The sequence below is a fragment of the Massilia solisilvae genome, from assembly GCF_024753215.1.
GTDB lineage: Bacteria > Pseudomonadota > Gammaproteobacteria > Burkholderiales > Burkholderiaceae_D > Telluria > Telluria solisilvae.
In genome coordinates, this window is the sequence record NZ_JANUGV010000001.1 from 724,995 (window position 1) to 742,539 (window position 17,545).

15 protein-coding genes are annotated in these 17,545 nt (G+C 65.9%); 12 read left to right on the plus strand and 3 right to left on the minus strand.

Annotation, left to right across the window (positions count from 1 at the left end):
* Positions 1 to 120 precede the first annotated feature (120 nt).
* From NX773_RS03185 to NX773_RS03195, 3 genes are all read right to left on the minus strand, one after another.
* Complete coding sequence (locus tag NX773_RS03185; protein ID WP_258855835.1) at positions 121 to 918, minus strand: Crp/Fnr family transcriptional regulator; 798 nt, start codon at positions 916 to 918, stop codon at positions 121 to 123.
* 432 nt (positions 919 to 1,350) lie between these two features.
* The gene (locus tag NX773_RS03190) at positions 1,351 to 1,995 is read right to left on the minus strand and encodes a response regulator (RefSeq protein ID WP_258821030.1); all 645 of its coding nucleotides are present in this window, start codon (positions 1,993 to 1,995) and stop codon (positions 1,351 to 1,353) included.
* Between the two features lie 158 nt (positions 1,996 to 2,153).
* Positions 2,154 to 2,618 carry a universal stress protein gene (locus tag NX773_RS03195; protein WP_258854927.1) on the minus strand — a complete coding sequence of 155 codons (465 nt, stop codon included), beginning with the start codon at positions 2,616 to 2,618 and terminating at the stop codon, positions 2,154 to 2,156.
* Positions 2,619 to 2,989: 371 nt separating this feature from the next.
* Between NX773_RS03195 and NX773_RS03200 the strand changes: the two genes are divergently transcribed.
* The 12 genes from NX773_RS03200 (at position 2,990) to trpA (ending at position 17,499) form a co-directional block, all read left to right on the plus strand.
* Positions 2,990 to 3,835: a protein phosphatase CheZ gene (locus NX773_RS03200; protein ID WP_258854928.1), complete on the plus strand. Its 846-nt coding sequence runs from the start codon at positions 2,990 to 2,992 to the stop codon at positions 3,833 to 3,835.
* Positions 3,835 to 5,727 carry a chemotaxis protein CheA gene (locus tag NX773_RS03205; RefSeq protein ID WP_258854929.1) on the plus strand — a complete coding sequence of 631 codons (1,893 nt, stop codon included), beginning with the start codon at positions 3,835 to 3,837 and terminating at the stop codon, positions 5,725 to 5,727. Before NX773_RS03200 ends, NX773_RS03205 begins: the two co-directional genes overlap by 1 nt.
* A 330-nt stretch (positions 5,728 to 6,057) precedes the next feature.
* A complete protein-coding gene (gene leuC / locus NX773_RS03210; RefSeq protein ID WP_258854930.1) occupies positions 6,058 to 7,458 on the plus strand; it encodes a 3-isopropylmalate dehydratase large subunit in 1,401 nt (466 codons plus the stop codon).
* Positions 7,459 to 7,483: 25 nt separating this feature from the next.
* The gene (locus NX773_RS03215) at positions 7,484 to 7,606 is read left to right on the plus strand and encodes a lipoprotein (protein WP_258854931.1); all 123 of its coding nucleotides are present in this window, start codon (positions 7,484 to 7,486) and stop codon (positions 7,604 to 7,606) included.
* A 135-nt stretch (positions 7,607 to 7,741) separates the two neighbouring features.
* A complete protein-coding gene (gene leuD, locus NX773_RS03220; protein WP_258854932.1) occupies positions 7,742 to 8,389 on the plus strand; it encodes a 3-isopropylmalate dehydratase small subunit in 648 nt (215 codons plus the stop codon).
* 8 nt (positions 8,390 to 8,397) lie between these two features.
* Entirely contained in the window at positions 8,398 to 9,468 is a 1,071-nt protein-coding gene (gene leuB / locus NX773_RS03225; protein ID WP_258854933.1) for a 3-isopropylmalate dehydrogenase, read from the plus strand.
* Between the two features lie 26 nt (positions 9,469 to 9,494).
* Complete coding sequence (gene asd / locus NX773_RS03230) at positions 9,495 to 10,622, plus strand: aspartate-semialdehyde dehydrogenase (RefSeq protein ID WP_258854934.1); 1,128 nt, start codon at positions 9,495 to 9,497, stop codon at positions 10,620 to 10,622.
* 365 nt (positions 10,623 to 10,987) lie between these two features.
* Entirely contained in the window at positions 10,988 to 13,903 is a 2,916-nt protein-coding gene (locus NX773_RS03235; RefSeq protein ID WP_258854935.1) for a motility hub landmark protein FimV, read from the plus strand.
* Complete coding sequence (gene truA / locus NX773_RS03240; protein ID WP_258854936.1) at positions 13,900 to 14,700, plus strand: tRNA pseudouridine(38-40) synthase TruA; 801 nt, start codon at positions 13,900 to 13,902, stop codon at positions 14,698 to 14,700. The genes NX773_RS03235 and truA overlap by 4 nt, the downstream gene beginning before the upstream one ends.
* Positions 14,701 to 14,709: 9 nt before the next feature.
* The gene (locus tag NX773_RS03245; RefSeq protein ID WP_258854937.1) at positions 14,710 to 15,402 is read left to right on the plus strand and encodes a phosphoribosylanthranilate isomerase; all 693 of its coding nucleotides are present in this window, start codon (positions 14,710 to 14,712) and stop codon (positions 15,400 to 15,402) included.
* Positions 15,386 to 16,627: a tryptophan synthase subunit beta gene (trpB, locus tag NX773_RS03250; RefSeq protein WP_258854938.1), complete on the plus strand. Its 1,242-nt coding sequence runs from the start codon at positions 15,386 to 15,388 to the stop codon at positions 16,625 to 16,627. The genes NX773_RS03245 and trpB overlap by 17 nt, the downstream gene beginning before the upstream one ends.
* A gap of 74 nt (positions 16,628 to 16,701) precedes the next feature.
* On the plus strand, positions 16,702 to 17,499 hold the full coding sequence (gene trpA / locus NX773_RS03255; RefSeq protein ID WP_258854939.1) for a tryptophan synthase subunit alpha: 798 nt from the start codon (positions 16,702 to 16,704) through the stop codon (positions 17,497 to 17,499).
* The last annotated feature ends 46 nt before the right edge of the window (positions 17,500 to 17,545 follow it).

The window sequence follows — 17,545 nt, forward strand, 5'->3', positions numbered from 1 at the left end:
GGTGGGCAGATCCTGGCACGCGTTCAACCAGCCCTGGCGTTGCCGCGACCTGTTCGGACGCGCCAAAACAAAAGCCGGCTCCCGCAAGGGACGCCGGCTTTGTGTTGTGGAAGGAAGGGCTTAGACGGTGGTGGCCAGCACCTGGTCGTCGCCGCTCTGGTCCACCTCAACCTTTTGTTTGGTGCTTTGTTTTGCGCGCGACCGCGACGGCGGCAGGCGGCGCAGGGTCTTGAGTGCTTCGGCGTCCTTGATGCCGATGGTGCGCTGGTCCACGGTGATCAGGCCGATTTCGTTAAAGGCCGACAGCGTGCGGCTGACGGTTTCCAGGGTGAGGCCGAGGTAGCTGCCGATTTCATGCCGTGTCATGCGCAGGTTGAACAGCTTGCTGGAATAGCCCATGGCGGCAAAGCGGTCGGCCAGCGACACCAGGAAGCGCGCCACGCGGGCCTCGGCCGATAGCGCGCCCAGCATGCCGATCATGGCCTGCTCGCGCACCAGCTCGCGGCTCATCACGCCGTACATGACGTTCTCGAGCTCGGTGTGCACGCGGCCAAGCGCGGTGAGCTTTTTGAACGGCAGCAGGATCAGGTCGCAGTCGGACAGCGCCACCGCCTCGGACGCGTAGTGGCGGGTGTGGATGCCGTCCACGCCGAGCATGTCGCCTTTCATCGGGAAGCTCAGCACCTGCTCGTTGCCGAATTCGTCGATGAGCACGGTCTTGAGGAAGCCCGAGTTGACGATGTACAGGGTGTCGAAGGCCTGGCCAATGGTGTGCACGCGCTGGCCGGTCTTGAACTGGACATGCTGGAACAACAGCTCTTCGCTGTTGACGGAAACGGCGGCCGGGATATGCAGCAGGTCGCAGACTTCTTTCAGGTTGGACCAGAGACGGCCCTGGCGTTGGCGGCCGGCCTCCATCGGCGAGGAATGCATGGTCGACGAGGCGGCGTTGTGTTGTTCTGACGTTGGCTGGGACTGCATGCTCATCTCCAGTTAGGGAATTCAAGGCTTCCGCAAGGGCCCACGGGCTGGGAAGCGCCCTGGTGCCGGCACCGGGTCTTCACTGCGGCATCAGGGCTGGCTCACGCAGCAAATATGGACCGCAAGCAAGTCGAAACGCTGAATTTAGTATGCCAACACGAGTTCGGCATTGATATCAGCAATGGCTGAATATGTAGGTAGGAGAGACGGTAGGGTTGTAGGAATGGTCCTACTGAAAGACGACGCTACAGAGGGAAGACGGGGAGGGGGGATTTGCCTGGAGGCGGGGCGGCGCGCGGTCTTGCGGACACACACGCCGACACCCGTGGCACAAAAAACGTGGCGTCGATGTCTAAAAACTTTTTTCGCTCACGCTTTCAGGGGCGACAGCAAACGGTGGGCCACCGCATACTGTACCATCTCCGACAGCGAGGTCATGCCCATTTTCTGCATGATGCGGGTCTTGTGGGTGCTGACCGTCTTGACCGACAGGTGCAGGCTGTTGGCGATCTCGGTGATCGACTTGCCGCCCACCAGTAGCGAGAACACCTCGAATTCGCGGTCCGACAGCTGCTTGTGCAGCAGCTGTTCGTTGGGTGCCATGATGTTCAGGGCCAGCTGCTCGGCCACCTCGGTGCTGATGTACGGCCGGCCCGAGGCCACCTTTCTGATCGCGCCCACCAGCTGGGTGCCCGCGCTCTCCTTGGTCAGGTAGCCCTGGGCGCCGGCGCGGATGGCGCGCACCGCGTACTGCTCTTCCTCGTGCATGGTCAGGATCAGGATCGCCAGCTTGGGCGCCTCGGCGCGTACCTGGCGGATCAGGTCCACGCCGCTGCGCCCGGGCATCGACAGGTCCAGCAGCAGCAGGTCGAACCCGCCCTGGCGCACGTGGGAAAGCACCTCGAAGCCGTTGATCGCCTCGCCGACGATCTCGATGTCGGGTGCGCCGTCGAGGATGCGCTTGAGCCCCTCGCGCATGATGGTATGGTCGTCCGCAATGACAATTCTGATCATGGTGAGCCCCTGTCGGTGTGGTCGCGAAAATGAGCGGCCTGACGAAAGTATTATTAATACGGCAAGATCATTTTGTCAAAACATCATCGTTTTGAAATACACTCTGATGACATTCTCATACACTTCAGCGACAGTCCTGTTGCACTTTTACGTCGCGTTCAAGTGCCCGGTTCGCGGATCAGGCGGTGCACCAGCACTGGTTTGGTGGTGTGCGACAGCACTTTGTTGGTGACGCTGCCCAGCAGCAGCTGGCCCCAGCCGCTGCGCCCGTGCGAGCCCATGAAGATGAGGTCGCAGCCTTGCTGCTCGGCCACGTCAACGATCTTGAGCGCGGCGGCGTCGGAAAACGCCGTCATGCAGCTGTGCGTCAGGCCGGCCCTGTCGGCCGCGCGCATGATCGACCCCATGTATTCCTCGCCCATGCGACGCATTTGCGCCACGTATTCCTCTTCGCTGGGGTAGGCCGGCGGCACGATCTCGACATACACCGGGTATTGGTAACTGGGAGCGACGAACAGGGCCAGCACTTCGGCCTGCATCTGCTGCGCGAATTTGACGCCGGCGCAGGCCGTGTGTTGCGACACGGCCGAGCCGTCGGTGGTGATCAGAATCTTCCGGTACATGCTCACTCCTCCCACACGCAACCTTCATCTGAATTGTAGTACGCATCCTGACCTGAGCCGGAGGCAATCCGTTGAGTTCGCTCAAACACGGGCCTGCCGGGGAGCGCGAATCTAGCGGGGCATGGGCTAGTGCCGATAAACAACACTCAGCCCGGGAAATGCACCGCGAACGGATGATTGCATTGTCTACGGATTAAGTTTTTTTGTCCAATGCACTGCGTATATCTAACAAAGATTTACCTACGGCAACGCCACTGCTACACTCGTGTAAAAACTGGTGATGCCCCGCCGCGCAGCGCGCCAGGAGGCGTGCCGCAGCCTACGGAAATGACGCAAGCGATTGCGAAACTGATTATGGAGAAGCAGGGATTATGACCGACGCCGCTGACGATTTCGACGCACTCTTCGAGGAAGTGGCGGCGCAACGCGCAAATGCACAGGCCGCGCCCGCGGCCGCCGAGGCGCCCGCCAGCGAGCCCGAAGCTGCGCCGCCGGCCAAAGCCGAGCCCGAGGACGAGCTCGAGGCGCTGTTCGACCAGGTGTCCGCCGAGCGCGCGACCGAAGCACCGCAGGCAGCACAGGCCGAAGCGGGCGAGGAAATCCAGGGCGACAAGGCGATGTTCGAACGCCTGGGCAGCATCGTGCGCCTGCTGCACGACTCGCTGCGCGAGCTGGGCTACGACCGCGCGCTGACCGAGGCCGCCACCCAGATCAACGACGCTCAGGACCGCCTGGAGTACGTCGCCACGCTGACCGAGCAGGCCGCCAACAAGGTGCTCAACACGCTCGATGAAGGCATGCCGGCGCAGGACGAGCTGTCGGTGAAGGCGCGCGACATGCAGCAACGCTGGGACGACCTGTTCGCCGGCAAGCTGTCGATCGACCAGTTCAAGGCGCTCGCCGGCGACTCGCGCCAGTTCGCGCAACTGGTGGCCGACGCCACCGACAAGGAAAAGGCGCGCCTGCTCGACATCATGATGGCGCAGGACTTCCAGGACATCACCGGCCAGCTGATCAAAAAGGTGGTCAACATCACCAAGACGGTCGAACAGGAACTGGCCCAGCTGCTGCGCGACAACGCGCCGGCCGAGATGCGCGAGAAACTGGCGCAGAAAGAAAAAGCGGCGCCGCCGCCGCTGATGCAGGGCCCCTCCGTGCCCGACGTGGCGCTGGACCAGGACAACGTTGACGACCTTCTTGCCGAGCTGGGATTCTAATGGACGATATGCTCAAGGATTTCGTCGTCGAGGCGATGGATCTGGCTGTCAATGTAGAAGAACACCTGCTGCGCCTCGAACGCGACCCCGACAACAAGGAAACGCTCAACGCGGTCTTCCGGTCGTTCCACACGATCAAGGGCGGCGCCGGCTTCATGGGCCTGCCGGCCCTGGTCACGGCCTGCCACCTGACCGAGAATCTGTTCGACGCGCTACGTAACGGCGCCGCCCCGGTCACGCCGTCGGCAATCGAAGCGTCGCTGCAGGCTTCCGGTTTCGTGGCCGACCAGCTCAATGACCTGAACAACGGCACCCCGCCCGAGCAGCTGGCGCCGATGCCGCCGGAACTGGAGCGCATGCTGCGCGAGGCGATCGAAGGCAAGGGCGCCCCGGCGCCGGCCGCTGCGGCCCCGGCTGCCGCCGCGCCTGCCGCCGCAGCCGCGGTCCCGGCCGAGCCTGTTGCGGCGCCCGCAGCCGCCAGCGAGCTTGGCGAGGACGGTCTGGACTGGCACGCGATGTACGCGGCCGTGGTCCCGCCCGGTACCGCGCTGCCGCAAGAGCCGGCCCAGCCGGCTGCGCCGGCGGCCGCCCCGGCTGCTGCCGCGCCGGCCGCCGCCCCGGCCGCCCATCACGATGCCGCAGCCGGCAAGCCTGGCTGGGATGGCGTTGAGCGCCGCACCGGCGCCCCGGCCGCTGCCGCTGGCGCGGCCAAGGACGAGAGCATCCGCATCGACGCCGTCAAGCTCGACGCGCTGCTCGAAGTGGCCGGCGAATCGGTGCAGGCCGCAAACCAGGCCGCCGTGCTGCTCGAACGCCTGCAGCAGTTCAAGTTCGAGGGCCAGGCCGCAACGCTGATGGCCACGCTCACCGAAACGCTCGAGCGCGCCTCGCGCTACTCGGCCGAGCTGCAGCGTGCCACGCTGGCCACCCGCATGCAGCCGGTGGGCCGCCTGTTCCAGAAGTTCCCGCGCCTGGTGCGTGAGCTGGCCAAGGACCTGGGCAAGGATGTCGAGCTGAACATCGAAGGCGCCGAGACCGAGGTCGACCGCGTGGTGGTGGACAGCCTGTACGACCCGCTGGTGCACATGCTGCGCAACGCGCTCGACCACGGTGTCGAGTCGCCCGAGGACCGCGCCGCCATCGGCAAGCCGGCCAAGGCCGTGATCTCGCTCAAGGCGTGGCAGGAAGCGAACAGCGTCATGATCGTGCTGTCCGACGACGGCCGCGGCATGGACCCGGTCAAGCTCAAGAAGAAGGCCGCCGAGAAGGGGCTCATTTCCGAGACCGCCGTGCTGTCGGACGACGAGGCCTACCAGCTCGTGTTCTTGCCGGGTTTCTCGACCAAGGAAGTGGCCTCGTCGGTGTCGGGCCGCGGCGTGGGCATGGACGTGGTCAAGACCGCGGTGGAAAAGAACCGCGGCGTGGTGCGCATCGAATCGGCGCTGGGCAAGGGCACCAAGTTTGCGATCCGCCTGCCGATCGAACTGTCGATCGTGCCGACCATGCTGGTGTCCACCTCGGGCGCGCTGCTGGCGCTGCCGATGGCGGCAGTGCAGCGCGTGGTCGAGCTGCCGGAAAGCTTCATGTCGGTTGGCTCCGCGCCGGTGCTCAAGGACCAGGGCGTGCCGCTGCCGGTGCGCTCGCTGGCGCGCGCCCTGTGCTACGAGGACTGCTCCGAGCGCGTGGGCATCGTGGTCAACGCGCCGCAGCCATACATCCTGGCGGTGGAGGCGGTGGACGGTACGGCCGACCTGGTGATCAAGCCGATGACGGCGCTGACGGTGGAAGGCATCACCGGCACCGCGCGCTCGGCCGAGGGCGAGCTGGTGCTGGTGGTCGGGCTGTCGTTCCTGATGGACGGCTGCCGCAACAGCGTGAAGCTGGCCGCCTGAAGCCTGGCCCTTACCTCATGCACGTCGTCCCCGCGGAGGCGGGGACCCGTGCTGAGCTTGCCGGCCTGTGTTGCTGTTTCCAACCACAGCCGCCTCCATGGGTTCCCGCCTCGGCGGGAATGGCGTTGAAGTGATAACAAAGTAAAAAAGCCTGCGACTTTCCCGTGCGGGCTTTTTTTGTTTGCATTTATAACAATCAGTTCAAATTTTATTCAGTCATAGCTGGGCAACTTGGAAGAATCGTGCAAAAGGCCGATGCTTCCGCGATGCAGCAAATATGGCATAATCGAACGAGTCTGCCTTTGCGGACAGCTGAAGGAACGATCGACCATGTTAAAAACGCTCTACGACAAACTCTGGGACTCGCACGTGGTGCGGGCCGACGCGGACGGCACCACGGTGCTGTATATCGACCGCCACCTGGTCCATGAAGTGACCAGCCCGCAGGCATTCGAAGGCCTGCGCGAGGCCGGCCGGCCGCTATGGCGCACCTCCGCCAACCTGGCCGTGGTGGACCACAACGTCCCCACCACCGACCGCAAGAACGGCATCGCCGACCCCACCTCGCGCCTGCAGGTCGAGACGCTGGACGCGAACGCCCAGGCCTTTGGCCTTACCTATTTCAATATCAGCGACAAGCGCCAGGGCATCGTGCACGTGATCGGGCCGGAGCAGGGCGCCACGCTGCCGGGCATGACGGTGGTGTGCGGCGACTCCCACACCTCGACCCACGGCGCCTTCGGCTGCCTGGCGCACGGCATCGGCACCTCGGAAGTGGAGCACGTGCTCGCCACCCAGACGCTGCTGGCCAAGAAATCCAGGTCGATGCTGGTCCAGGTGGACGGCCCGCTGCCGCTGGGCGTGACCGCCAAGGACATCGTGCTGGCCGTGATCGGCCGTATCGGCACCGCCGGCGGCACCGGCTACGCGATCGAATTTGCCGGCTCGACCATCCGTTCGCTGTCGATGGAAGGCCGCATGACGGTCTGTAACATGGCGATCGAAGCGGGCGCGCGGGCCGGCATGGTCGCGGTGGACGACACCACCATCGAGTACGTGAAGGGCCGCCCGCTCTCGCCCAAGGGCGAGCAGTGGGACAAGGCTGTGGCCTACTGGCGCACGCTGCACACCGACCCGGGCGCCAAGTTCGACATGGTGGTCACGCTGAACGCCGGCGAAATCCGCCCGCAGGTCACCTGGGGCACCTCGCCCGAGATGGTCACGGCGGTCAACGCCCGCGTGCCCGACCCGGAACTGGAAAAGGACCCGGTGCGCCGCGACGCGATGGAAAAGGCGCTGGTGTACATGAACCTCAAGCCGAACACCCGCATCGAGGACATCAAGATCGACAAGGTGTTCATCGGCTCGTGCACCAACTCGCGCATCGAAGACCTGCGCGCCGCCGCCCAGGTGGTACGCGGCCGCCAGCGCGCCGCCAACGTCAAGCTGGCCATGGTGGTGCCGGGCTCGGGCCTGGTCAAGGAGCAGGCCGAGCGCGAGGGACTGGACAAGATCTTCAAGGCCGCCGGCTTTGAATGGCGCGAGCCGGGCTGCTCGATGTGCCTGGCCATGAACGCCGACCGGCTGGAGCCGGGCGAGCGCTGCGCCTCGACCTCGAACCGCAACTTTGAAGGCCGCCAGGGACAGGGCGGGCGCACCCACCTGGTGTCGCCGGCGATGGCCGCAGCGGCTGGTATCGCCGGGCATTTCGTCGATGTACGCGCACTCTGATCAAAACCATAAGAAAGGACAGAACATGAAAAAGATTCTCGCCCTCGCCATCGCCGCATTCGTCCTCACCGGCTGCAATACCATCTCCGGTGTCGGCAAGGATGTGCAAAAAGTCGGACAAGTCATCACTGGCGCCGGAGGCAAGTAACGGCGCCGATACGTCATCCCGGCGACAGCCGGGATCCATGCTGAGCGCGCGACATCGCACACGGTCCATGGGTCCCGGCTTTCGCCGGGACGACGCGATTTAAATGAAGGAGTGCCCCCCGAAGGGGCAAACAAGATGGAAAAATTCACCGTACATCAAGGGCTGGTGGTGCCGCTGGACCGCGCCAACGTGGACACCGACGCCATCATCCCCAAGCAGTTCCTCAAGTCGATCCGGCGCACCGGCTTCGGCCCCAACCTGTTCGACGAATGGCGCTACCTCGATCACGGCGAGCCGGGCATGGACAACAGCCGCCGCCCGCTGAACCCGGACTTCGTGCTGAACCAGCCGCGCTACCAGGGCGCATCGATCCTGCTGGCGCGTAAGAACTTCGGCTGCGGCTCGTCGCGCGAGCATGCGCCGTGGGCGCTGCAGCAGTACGGCTTCCGCGCGATCATCGCTCCCAGCTTCGCCGACATCTTCTTCAACAACTGCTACAAGAGCGGCCTGTTGCCGATCGTGCTGTCCGAAGCGCAAGTGGACCACCTGTTCAACGAAGTGAAGGCCTTCCCCGGCTTCAAGCTGGTGGTGGACCTGCAGCAGCAGGTCGTGTCAACGCCGGAAGGCAGCCAGACGTTCAAGTTCGACATCGACGAGTTCCGCAAGTACTGCCTGCTGAACGGCCTGGACGACATCGGCCTGACCCTGCGCCACGCAGACGAAATCCGCGCGTTCGAGGAACGCCACCTGGCCAGCCAGCCCTGGCTTGCCAACGTCATCTGAAAGAGAACATGAAGATCGCAATCCTGCCGGGCGACGGCATTGGCCCGGAAATCATGGCGCAGGCCGTCAAGGTGCTGAACGCGCTGGGCGAAAAGTTTGAAATGGAAACCGCGGACGTAGGCGGCGCCGGCTATGCCGCGCACGGCCATCCGCTGCCCCCAAGCACGCTGGCGCTGGCCAAAGCGGCCGACGCCGTGCTGTTCGGCGCCGTTGGCGACTTCAAGTACGACAACCTGGAGCGCGCCCTGCGCCCCGAGCAGGCGATCCTGGGCCTGCGCCGCGAACTGAGCCTGTTCGCCAACCTGCGTCCCGCGATCCTGTACCCCGAACTGGCCGGCGCCTCCACGCTCAAGCCCGAGGTGGTCTCGGGCCTGGACATCCTGATCATCCGCGAGCTGACCGGCGACATCTACTTCGGCAAGCCGCGCGGCGTGCGCGAGTGCCCGGACGGCCCGTTCAAAGGCCAGCGCGAGGGCTTCGACACCATGCGCTACGCGGAAGGCGAAATCCGCCGCATCGCCCATGTGGCGTTCCAGGCGGCGCAAAAGCGCGGCCGCCGCGTCACCAGCGTGGACAAGGCCAACGTGCTCGAGACCTTCCAGTTCTGGCGCGACATCGTCACCGACGTGCACAAGGAATACCCGGACGTCGAGCTCGACCACATGTACGTCGATAACGCCGCCATGCAGCTCGTGCGTGCGCCCAAGAAGTTCGACGTGATCGTCACCGGCAACATGTTCGGCGATATCCTGTCCGATGCCGCCGCCATGCTGACCGGCTCGATCGGCATGCTGCCGTCGGCCTCGCTGGACGCCAACAACAAGGGCCTGTACGAGCCGTCGCACGGCTCGGCGCCGGACATCGCCGGCAAGGGCGTGGCCAATCCGCTGGCGACCATCCTGTCCGCCGCGATGATGCTGCGCTTCTCGCTGAACCGCGCCGAGCAGGCCGACCGCATCGAGAACGCGGTCAAGCGTGTGCTGGCGCAAGGGCTGCGCACGCCGGACATTTTTGAAGCGGGCACCACGCGCGTCGGAACCGAACAGATGGGCGATGCGGTGGTCAAAGCGCTCGCATAGGATTCTTAAACATTCAAAGGAAGATGATGAAATTAGTAGGCCTGGTAGGTTGGCGCGGTATGGTCGGTTCCGTCCTGATGAAGCGCATGCAGGACGAAGGCGACTTCGACCACATCGAGCCGGTGTTCTTCACGACGTCGAACCCGGGCGGTGATGCGCCGAAGATGGCGAAGAACGAGACCAAGCTGAAAAGCGCCACCGACATCGCCGAGCTGTCCCGCTGCGAGATCATCATCTCGTGCCAGGGCGGAGACTACACCACCGAGATGTTCCCCAAGCTGCGCGCCGCGGGCTGGAACGGCTACTGGATCGACGCCGCCTCGACCCTGCGCATGAAGGACGACGCGGTGATCGTGCTCGACCCGGTCAACCTGGACGTCATCAAGAACGCGATGGCGAAGGGCGTCAAGAACTTCGTCGGCGGTAACTGCACCGTGTCGTGCATGCTGATGGGCCTGGGCGGCCTGTTCCAGCACGACCTGGTGGACTGGATGACCTCCATGACCTACCAGGCCGCGTCCGGCGGCGGCGCGCAGCACATGCGCGAGCTGCTCACCCAGTTCGGCACCATCAACAGCGCCATCCGCCACCTGCTGGACGACCCGGCCTCGGCCATCCTCGAGATCGACCGTTCGGTGCTGGCGATCCAGCACGGCCTGTCGGCCGAAGAGACCAAGCAGTTCGGCGTGCCGCTGGCCGGCAACCTGATCCCCTGGATCGACAAGGACCTGGGCAACGGCCAGTCGCGCGAGGAATGGAAGGGCGGCGCCGAGACCAACAAGATCCTCGGCCGCGGCGAAGCCTTCGGCACCGCGGCGACCCCGGTCGATGGCCTGTGCGTGCGCATCGGCGCCATGCGCTGCCACTCGCAGGCGCTGACCATCAAGCTGAAAAAGGACGTGCCGCTGGACGAGATCAACGACATCATCGCCTCGCATAACCAGTGGGTGAAGGTGGTGCCGAACACGCGCGAGGCATCGATGACCGACCTGACCCCGGCCGCCGTCACCGGTAGCCTGACCATCCCGGTCGGCCGCCTGCGCAAGATGTCGATGGGCCCGGAGTACCTGTCCGCGTTCACCGTTGGCGACCAGCTGCTGTGGGGCGCCGCCGAGCCGCTGCGCCGCATGCTGCGCATCGTGCTGGACAAGTAAGCGACCCGCGTCGCTGCCAAGTGGGCGCCCCGACGGGCGCCCATTTTCGTTTCCAGCCCGCATTGCGTAGGGGGGGCGGGTCTCCCGCCCACGCGTTCGGGTAAAGCTTGCGCCGCCTGGACGCGTGGGCAGGAAACCTGCCCACCCTACCTGTCCTCAATACCATTTCGCCAACCTTCATGGCGAATTGACAGCGTATTACCCCGATCGCGGTGCCATCTCGTCCACAAAGCACGGCAAGCATAGGCGGTGTTGACCAGAAAACTTGCATGCTCTAGAGCATGATGTTATGTTCTTGCGACCTGTGTGGGAAACTCTTGTCCCGGCCAACCCATTCCGTCCCGACTATGCAATCCAACCGTCCTATGATCATCTCGTCCGCGCTGAAAACGCTCACCGCGTCAGTCGCCAGTGCCGTGCTGGTCACGTCCAGCGCGCAGGCTGCGGGACTTGGCAAGCTCACGGTGCTCTCGGCACTGGGCCAACCGCTGCGCGCCGAGATCGAACTGACGCAGGTCGCCGAAGACGAGGCTTCCGGGCTTGCCGCCAAACTGGCGTCGCCCGAGGCATTCCGCGTCGCGAACATCGAATTCAACCCCGCGCTGCTGTCGCTGCGGTTCGCGGTGGAGCACCGGGCGGGCCGCCAGTTCATCAGGATCACCTCGACACAGCCGCTGAACGAGCCGTTCGTGGACATGCTGCTCGAGCTGTCCTGGAACAATGGCAAGCTGGTGCGCGAATACACCTTCCTGCTCGATCCGGCCGAGCTGCGCGGCACGCAGTCGGCCCAGGTTGGCCCGGTCGAGCCGGCACACAGCCGCGCCGCCCAGCAGGCGCCGGCGCCGGAAGCCGCGGCCATGCCGGCCGCCAAGCCGCGTGCCCGCGCCGAGCGCGCCGACGAGCCGGCCGAGCCGAAGCGCCGCGCCGCCACCGAATACCGGGTCAAGCCGGGTGAAACGCTGGGCCGCATCGCCGCCCAGCTCAAGCCGGCCAACATCTCGCTCGACATGATGCTGGTCGCGCTGTACCGCGCCAATCCGGATGCCTTCATCGGCCACAACATGAACCGCCTGCGCTCGGGCGAGATCCTGTCGGTGCCCGACAGCGACGCGATCCGCGGCATCGGCGAAGGCGAGGCGCGCGGCATGGTGGTCGCCCACGCGGCCGACTTCAACGCCTACCGCAACAAGCTGGCCGGCCAGGTGGCAACCAGCGAGGCGGTCAAGGCGCCGCAGGCCGGCCAGAGCGCGGCCGGCAAGATCACCGCCAAGGTCGAGGAGCGTCCGACCGCCGCCAACGAAGCACAGGACCAGCTGCGCCTGTCCAAGGCAGTGCCGGCCCAGGGCGCGGGCGGCAAGGGCACCACGGTCTCGGCCGAGGACCTGGTCGCCAAGGAAAAGGCGCTGGCCGACGCCCAGGCCCGCGTGCGCGAGCTGGAGAAGAATGTCAGCGATCTGGAAAAGCTGGTCACGGTGAAGAACAAGGCTGGCGCGGACGCCGCCGCCAACGCCAGGCAGGAGGCTAAGCCGGCGCCTGCCGCCAGCGTGCCGGCCAAGGAAGCGGCCAAGCCGGCGGCCAAACCCGTCGCCAAGCCCGCGCCCACGCCGCCGGCGAAGGCCGCGCCGCCCGAGCCGAGCCTGGTCGATACGCTGATGGCGAACATCACCTACATCGGCGCCGGCCTGGCCGTGGCGCTGCTGGCCGCGTTCGGCCTGTCGCGCCGCCGCAAGAAGCCGGCCGACGACAGCCAGGCGCACGAGCCGTCGCTGCTGGGGGTGCCGACCGAGCACACCCACTCGCTGTTCGCCGAAACGGGCGGGCAGAGCGTGGACACCAATAACAGCGTGTTCAACTCCAGCTTCGCACCCTCGGCCAGCCAGCTCGACACCAATGAAGTCGATCCGGTCGCCGAAGCGGACGTGTACATCGCCTACGGCCGCGATGCGCAGGCCGAGGAAATCCTGAAGGAAGCGCTGCGCGCCCATCCCGACCGCCATTCGGTGCGCCTGAAGCTGCTCGAGATCTACGCCGCCCGCAAGGACCAGCGCGCGTTCGAGACCCAGGCCGCCGAGCTGTACAGCCTGACCCGCGGCGCCGGCGACGAGTGGGCGCAGGCCGCCGCGCTCGGCCTGTCGATCGATCCGCTCAACCCGATGTACGCGGGCGCCGCCGGTGCTCCCGCCCCGGCTGCCCAGTCCGACGAGGAGGCCGGCCAGAAGGCCCTGCTGTCGCAGGAACTGGAGCAGACCTTCGCCCCGGCCGAGCCGCGCGCCGCAACCGACGACGACTTCAAGCTCGAGTCCGAGTCGACCGCGCTGCCGCAGGTCGACGCCGAAGCGGTGGTGCCGCAGGAAGAGCCGAACCAGGACGAGCACGTGCTCGACTTCGACCTGGGCGGCCTGTCGTTCGAGCCGGTGTCGGCCACCGAACCGATCGCCATGCCGGCGCCGACCGAGGCGCCGCAGGAGAGCGCCACCGAGGTGCCGGACCTGGCGTTCGACGCCGCGCCCGCTGCCGCAAGCGAGCCGGAGCCGGCTGGCGTGACCGACCTGGAATTCAACGTCGAGCCGATCGCCGCCACCGAGCCGGCCACCCGGGAAGAGGATGTGAAGCCCGCCGAAGCCGCGCCGGAACAGCCGTTCGACCTGGCCTTCGACATGGACTTCGACGCCCCGGCCGCGGCCGCGCCGGCCCCCGCCGCCGATGACGAGCACACCGACGCGCCGGCCGGCGCGGATGACCTGGCGCTCGACCTCTCGCTCGATGCGCCGGGCCATGGCATCGACATGGCCGACCTGGCCAAGGAATTCGACCTGCCCGACCTGCCCAAGGCCCAGGAAGAGCAGCCGCACGCGGCGGACAAGGATCCGCTGTTCGACCTGGACACGATGGACTTCGGCGCGCACGACACCCCGGCCGCCACGCCGGCGCCGCAGGTGTCAAGCGAGGCTGCGCAGGACGACCCGTTCGCGCTGCCCGAACTGCCGGCGGCGCAGGCCCCGGCGGCTACGGCCAGCGCGCCGCAGTTCGACCTGTCCGACATCGACCTGGACCTGCCGGGCGGCGAAACCGCCGCGTCGGTGCCGGAAGTGGCGATGGCCGAGGCCGACGGCGAGATGTCGGCCGCCCACATGGAAATGGAAACCAAGCTCGACCTGGCCATCGCCTATCAGGAAATCGGTGACAAGGACGGTGCGCGCGAACTGCTTGATGAAGTCATCGAAGGTGGCAACAGCGAACAGGTGAGCAAGGCCCAGGCGCTGCGAGACCAGTTGGCGTGAAGAGAATCGCACTCGGTGTCCAGTATGTCGGCACCGCATGGAATGGATACCAGAAGCAGCCTGCACGCGACACCGTGCAGGACCAGCTTGAAATAGCGCTCGAAAAGTTCGCCTGCACCCCGGTCGCGACCACCTGCGCCGGCCGCACCGACGCCGGCGTGCACGCGATCGAGCAAGTGGTGCACTTCGACACCGATCTGTCGCGCGCCATGCAGTCGTGGGTGCGCGGCGTGAACGCCTTCCTGCCCGATTCGATCGTGGTGCGCTGGGCCGCCGAGGTGCCGCCTGACGCGCAGGGCAACGAGTTCCACGCGCGCTTCTCGGCGCGCTCGCGCACCTACCGCTACGTGCTGTACAACCATCCCAATCCGTCGGCGCTGCTGGCCGACCGGGCCGGCTGGGTGTTCCGGCCGCTGGACGTGGAGCGCATGCGCGAGGGCGCGCGGCACCTGATCGGCACGCATGACTTCTCGTCGTTCCGCGCATCGGGCTGCCAGGCCAGGTCGCCCGTCAAGGACATGCACGAGGTGTCGGTCGAGCGCCACGGCGACCTGATCGTCTTCACCGTGCGCGCCAGCGCCTTCCTGCACCACATGGTGCGCAACATCGTCGGCGCGCTGATCTACGTGGGCCAGGGCCGCAACGAACCGGACTGGATCGAACACGTCCTGAACAGCCGCGACCGCGACGCCGCCGCGCCCACCTTCATGCCCGACGGCCTGTACCTGGCCAAAATCGAGTACGATCCCAAGTGGGGCCTGCCGCAGGAAGAGGGCGCGCCGCTGCCCTGGCTGTAAGAGGACATCATGCATCGCACCCGGATCAAGATCTGCGGGATCACCCGCGAACAGGACCTGCACGCGGCCGTGGACGCCGGCGCGGACGCGCTCGGTTTCGTGTTCTATCCGAAGAGTCCGCGCTACGTGACGCCCGAGCAGTTCGCCCTGCTGGCGCGCGCGCTGCCGCCTTACGTGAGCAGCGTCGCGCTGTTCGTCAACCCGACGCTGGCAGAGGTCGAGGCGGTGGTGCGCGCCGGGCAGGTCTCGCTGATCCAGTTCCATGGCGACGAAACGGCCGGGCAGTGCGCGGCGATCGCGCAGCAGGCAGGGCGGCCCTTCGTGCGGGCCTACCGGGTAAAACCGGACACGGCCGCTTCCGATTTGCTATCATGTGAGCTTGCATACCGCGCCGCCAGCCCCTGGTTTTCGGGCCTTCTGCTCGATGCCTATGTCGATGCCTACGGCGGCGCAGGAAAGGTCTTCGATTGGTCTCTTATTCCAAAAGAGCTCGCGCCTCGGGTCGTTTTGAGTGGTGGCTTGAGCGTACAAAACGCGACTGACGCAGTCGTGCACGTACGCCCCTTTGCCGTGGACATCAGCAGTGGTGTCGAAGAGAGCAAGGGAATCAAGGACGCCCGCAAGATCGCAGCGTTTGTCGCCGCGGTGCGGGCCGCCGATGCCATCACTACAAGCGAACCACACCATGAAAGAAGCACCTGAACGCGGCGCGGCCGCACTGTTCCATACTTCCGAATACGCGCTGCCCGACGCGACAGGCCACTTCGGCCCGTACGGCGGCAGCTTCGTCGCCGAGACGCTCAGCCACGCGCTGAACGAATTGAACGAAGCGTACGCGCGCTACAGCAAGGACCCCGAGTTCCTCGCCGAGTTCCGCTACGAGCTCAAGCACTTCGTCGGCCGTCCGTCGCCGATCTACCACGCCAAACGCTGGTCCGAGATCGTCGGCGGCGCGCAGATCTATCTCAAGCGCGAGGACCTGAACCACACTGGCGCGCACAAGATCAACAACGTGATCGGGCAGGCGCTGCTGGCCCGCCGCATGGGCAAGAAGCGCATCATCGCCGAAACCGGCGCCGGCCAGCACGGCGTGGCCACCGCCACCATCTGCGCCCGCTTTGGCCTGGAGTGCGTGGTGTACATGGGCAGCGAGGACGTCAAGCGCCAGGCCCAGAACGTGTACCGCATGAAGCTCCTGGGCGCGACCGTGGTGCCGGTCGAGTCGGGCTCCAAAACGCTCAAGGACGCGCTCAATGAAGCGATGCGCGACTGGGTCACCAACATCGAGAACACTTTCTACATCATCGGCACCGTGGCCGGCCCGCATCCGTACCCGATGATGGTGCGCGACTTCCAGTCGGTGATCGGCGAGGAATGCCTGGTGCAGATGCCGGAGATGACCGGGCGCCAGCCGGATTACGTGGTCGCCTGCATCGGCGGCGGCTCGAACGCGATGGGCATCTTCTACCCCTACATCGACGAGAAGAGCGTGCGGCTGGTGGGCGTGGAAGCGGCGGGCGAGGGCATCGACAGCGGCAAGCATGCCGCCTCGCTCACCGCAGGTTTTCCGGGCGTTTTGCACGGCAACCGCACCTACCTGCTGCAGGACGAAAACGGCCAGATCATCGAGACGCATTCGGTGTCGGCCGGCCTGGACTATCCGGGCGTGGGGCCGGAGCACGCCTGGCTGAAGGACTCGGCGCGCGCGCAGTACGTGTCGGTCACCGACGACGAGGCGCTGGCCGCGTTCCACGACTGCTGCCGCATCGAGGGCATCATCCCGGCGCTGGAATCGTCGCACGCGCTCGCCTACGCGACCAAGCTGGCGGCCACGCTCCCGAAGGACAAGATCATCCTGGTCAACCTGTCGGGCCGCGGCGACAAGGACATGCACACCGTGGCGCAGCGAATGGGTATGGATTGGTAGGGTGGGCAGATTTTCTGCCCACGCGGTGATACGCACCATTCGCAAACCACACATACTCATTAGAAGAGAACAGCATGTCCAGAATTGAAAACACTTTCGCTGCGCTCAAAGCGCAAAACAAAACCGGCCTGGTCACCTTCATCACCGCCGGCGACCCCGGCCCCGAGATGACCGTGCCGCTGATGCACGCGCTGGTCGCGGGCGGCGCCAACGTCCTCGAACTGGGCGTTCCATTTTCCGACCCGATGGCCGAAGGCCCGGTGATCCAGCGCGCCTGCGAACGCGCGCTCAAGTTCAACATCGGCATGAAGGACGTTTTCAACTTCGTGCGCGAATTCCGCAAGCAGGACGAGACGACGCCGGTGGTCCTGATGGGCTACGCCAACCCGATCGAACGCATGGGCGCATCGAACTTCATCCAGGGCGCCAGGGATGCCGGCGCGGACGGCGCCATCGTGGTCGATTACCCGCCCGAGGAATGCGCGGCGTTCGCGGACGAGATGAAGGCCAACGGCCTTGACCTCATCTTCCTGCTCGCGCCCACCTCGACCGAGGAACGCGTGAAGCAGGTGGCGCGCCACGGCAGCGGCTTTTCCTACTACGTCTCGCTCAAGGGCGTGACCGGCGCCGGCGGCATCGACACCGAAGACGTGGCGCGCCGCGTGGCCGCGATCCGCGAGCACGTCAAGCTGCCGATCGGCGTGGGCTTCGGCATCCGCGACGCGCAGACCGCGAAGGCGGTGGCATCGGTGGCCGACGCGGTGGTGATCGGCAGCCGCATCATCCAGGAGCTCGAGAACACGCCGAAGGAGTCGGCCGCCCAGGCGGTCCAGGACTTTGTTGCCGGTATCCGCAGCGCGCTGGACGCCTGAGGCCAGGACGCATCGCCCAAAGGCCGCGCGCAGTCGCGGCCTTTTT

Excerpts from the sequence above, each read along its gene's own strand:
- NX773_RS03185 (WP_258855835.1), bottom strand. The coding sequence starts at position 918 with ATGGAGGCCGGCCGCCAACGCCAGGGCCGTCTCTGGTCCAACCTGAAA.
- NX773_RS03190 (WP_258821030.1), bottom strand. The coding sequence starts at position 1,995 with ATGATCAGAATTGTCATTGCGGACGACCATACCATCATGCGCGAGGGG.
- NX773_RS03195 (WP_258854927.1), bottom strand. The coding sequence starts at position 2,618 with ATGTACCGGAAGATTCTGATCACCACCGACGGCTCGGCCGTGTCGCAA.
- NX773_RS03200 (WP_258854928.1), top strand. The coding sequence starts at position 2,990 with ATGACCGACGCCGCTGACGATTTCGACGCACTCTTCGAGGAAGTGGCG.
- NX773_RS03205 (WP_258854929.1), top strand. The coding sequence starts at position 3,835 with ATGGACGATATGCTCAAGGATTTCGTCGTCGAGGCGATGGATCTGGCT.
- leuC (WP_258854930.1), top strand. The coding sequence starts at position 6,058 with ATGTTAAAAACGCTCTACGACAAACTCTGGGACTCGCACGTGGTGCGG.
- NX773_RS03215 (WP_258854931.1), top strand. The coding sequence starts at position 7,484 with ATGAAAAAGATTCTCGCCCTCGCCATCGCCGCATTCGTCCTCACCGGC.
- leuD (WP_258854932.1), top strand. The coding sequence starts at position 7,742 with ATGGAAAAATTCACCGTACATCAAGGGCTGGTGGTGCCGCTGGACCGC.
- leuB (WP_258854933.1), top strand. The coding sequence starts at position 8,398 with ATGAAGATCGCAATCCTGCCGGGCGACGGCATTGGCCCGGAAATCATG.
- asd (WP_258854934.1), top strand. The coding sequence starts at position 9,495 with ATGAAATTAGTAGGCCTGGTAGGTTGGCGCGGTATGGTCGGTTCCGTC.
- NX773_RS03235 (WP_258854935.1), top strand. The coding sequence starts at position 10,988 with ATGATCATCTCGTCCGCGCTGAAAACGCTCACCGCGTCAGTCGCCAGT.
- NX773_RS03245 (WP_258854937.1), top strand. The coding sequence starts at position 14,710 with ATGCATCGCACCCGGATCAAGATCTGCGGGATCACCCGCGAACAGGAC.
- trpB (WP_258854938.1), top strand. The coding sequence starts at position 15,386 with ATGAAAGAAGCACCTGAACGCGGCGCGGCCGCACTGTTCCATACTTCC.
- trpA (WP_258854939.1), top strand. The coding sequence starts at position 16,702 with ATGTCCAGAATTGAAAACACTTTCGCTGCGCTCAAAGCGCAAAACAAA.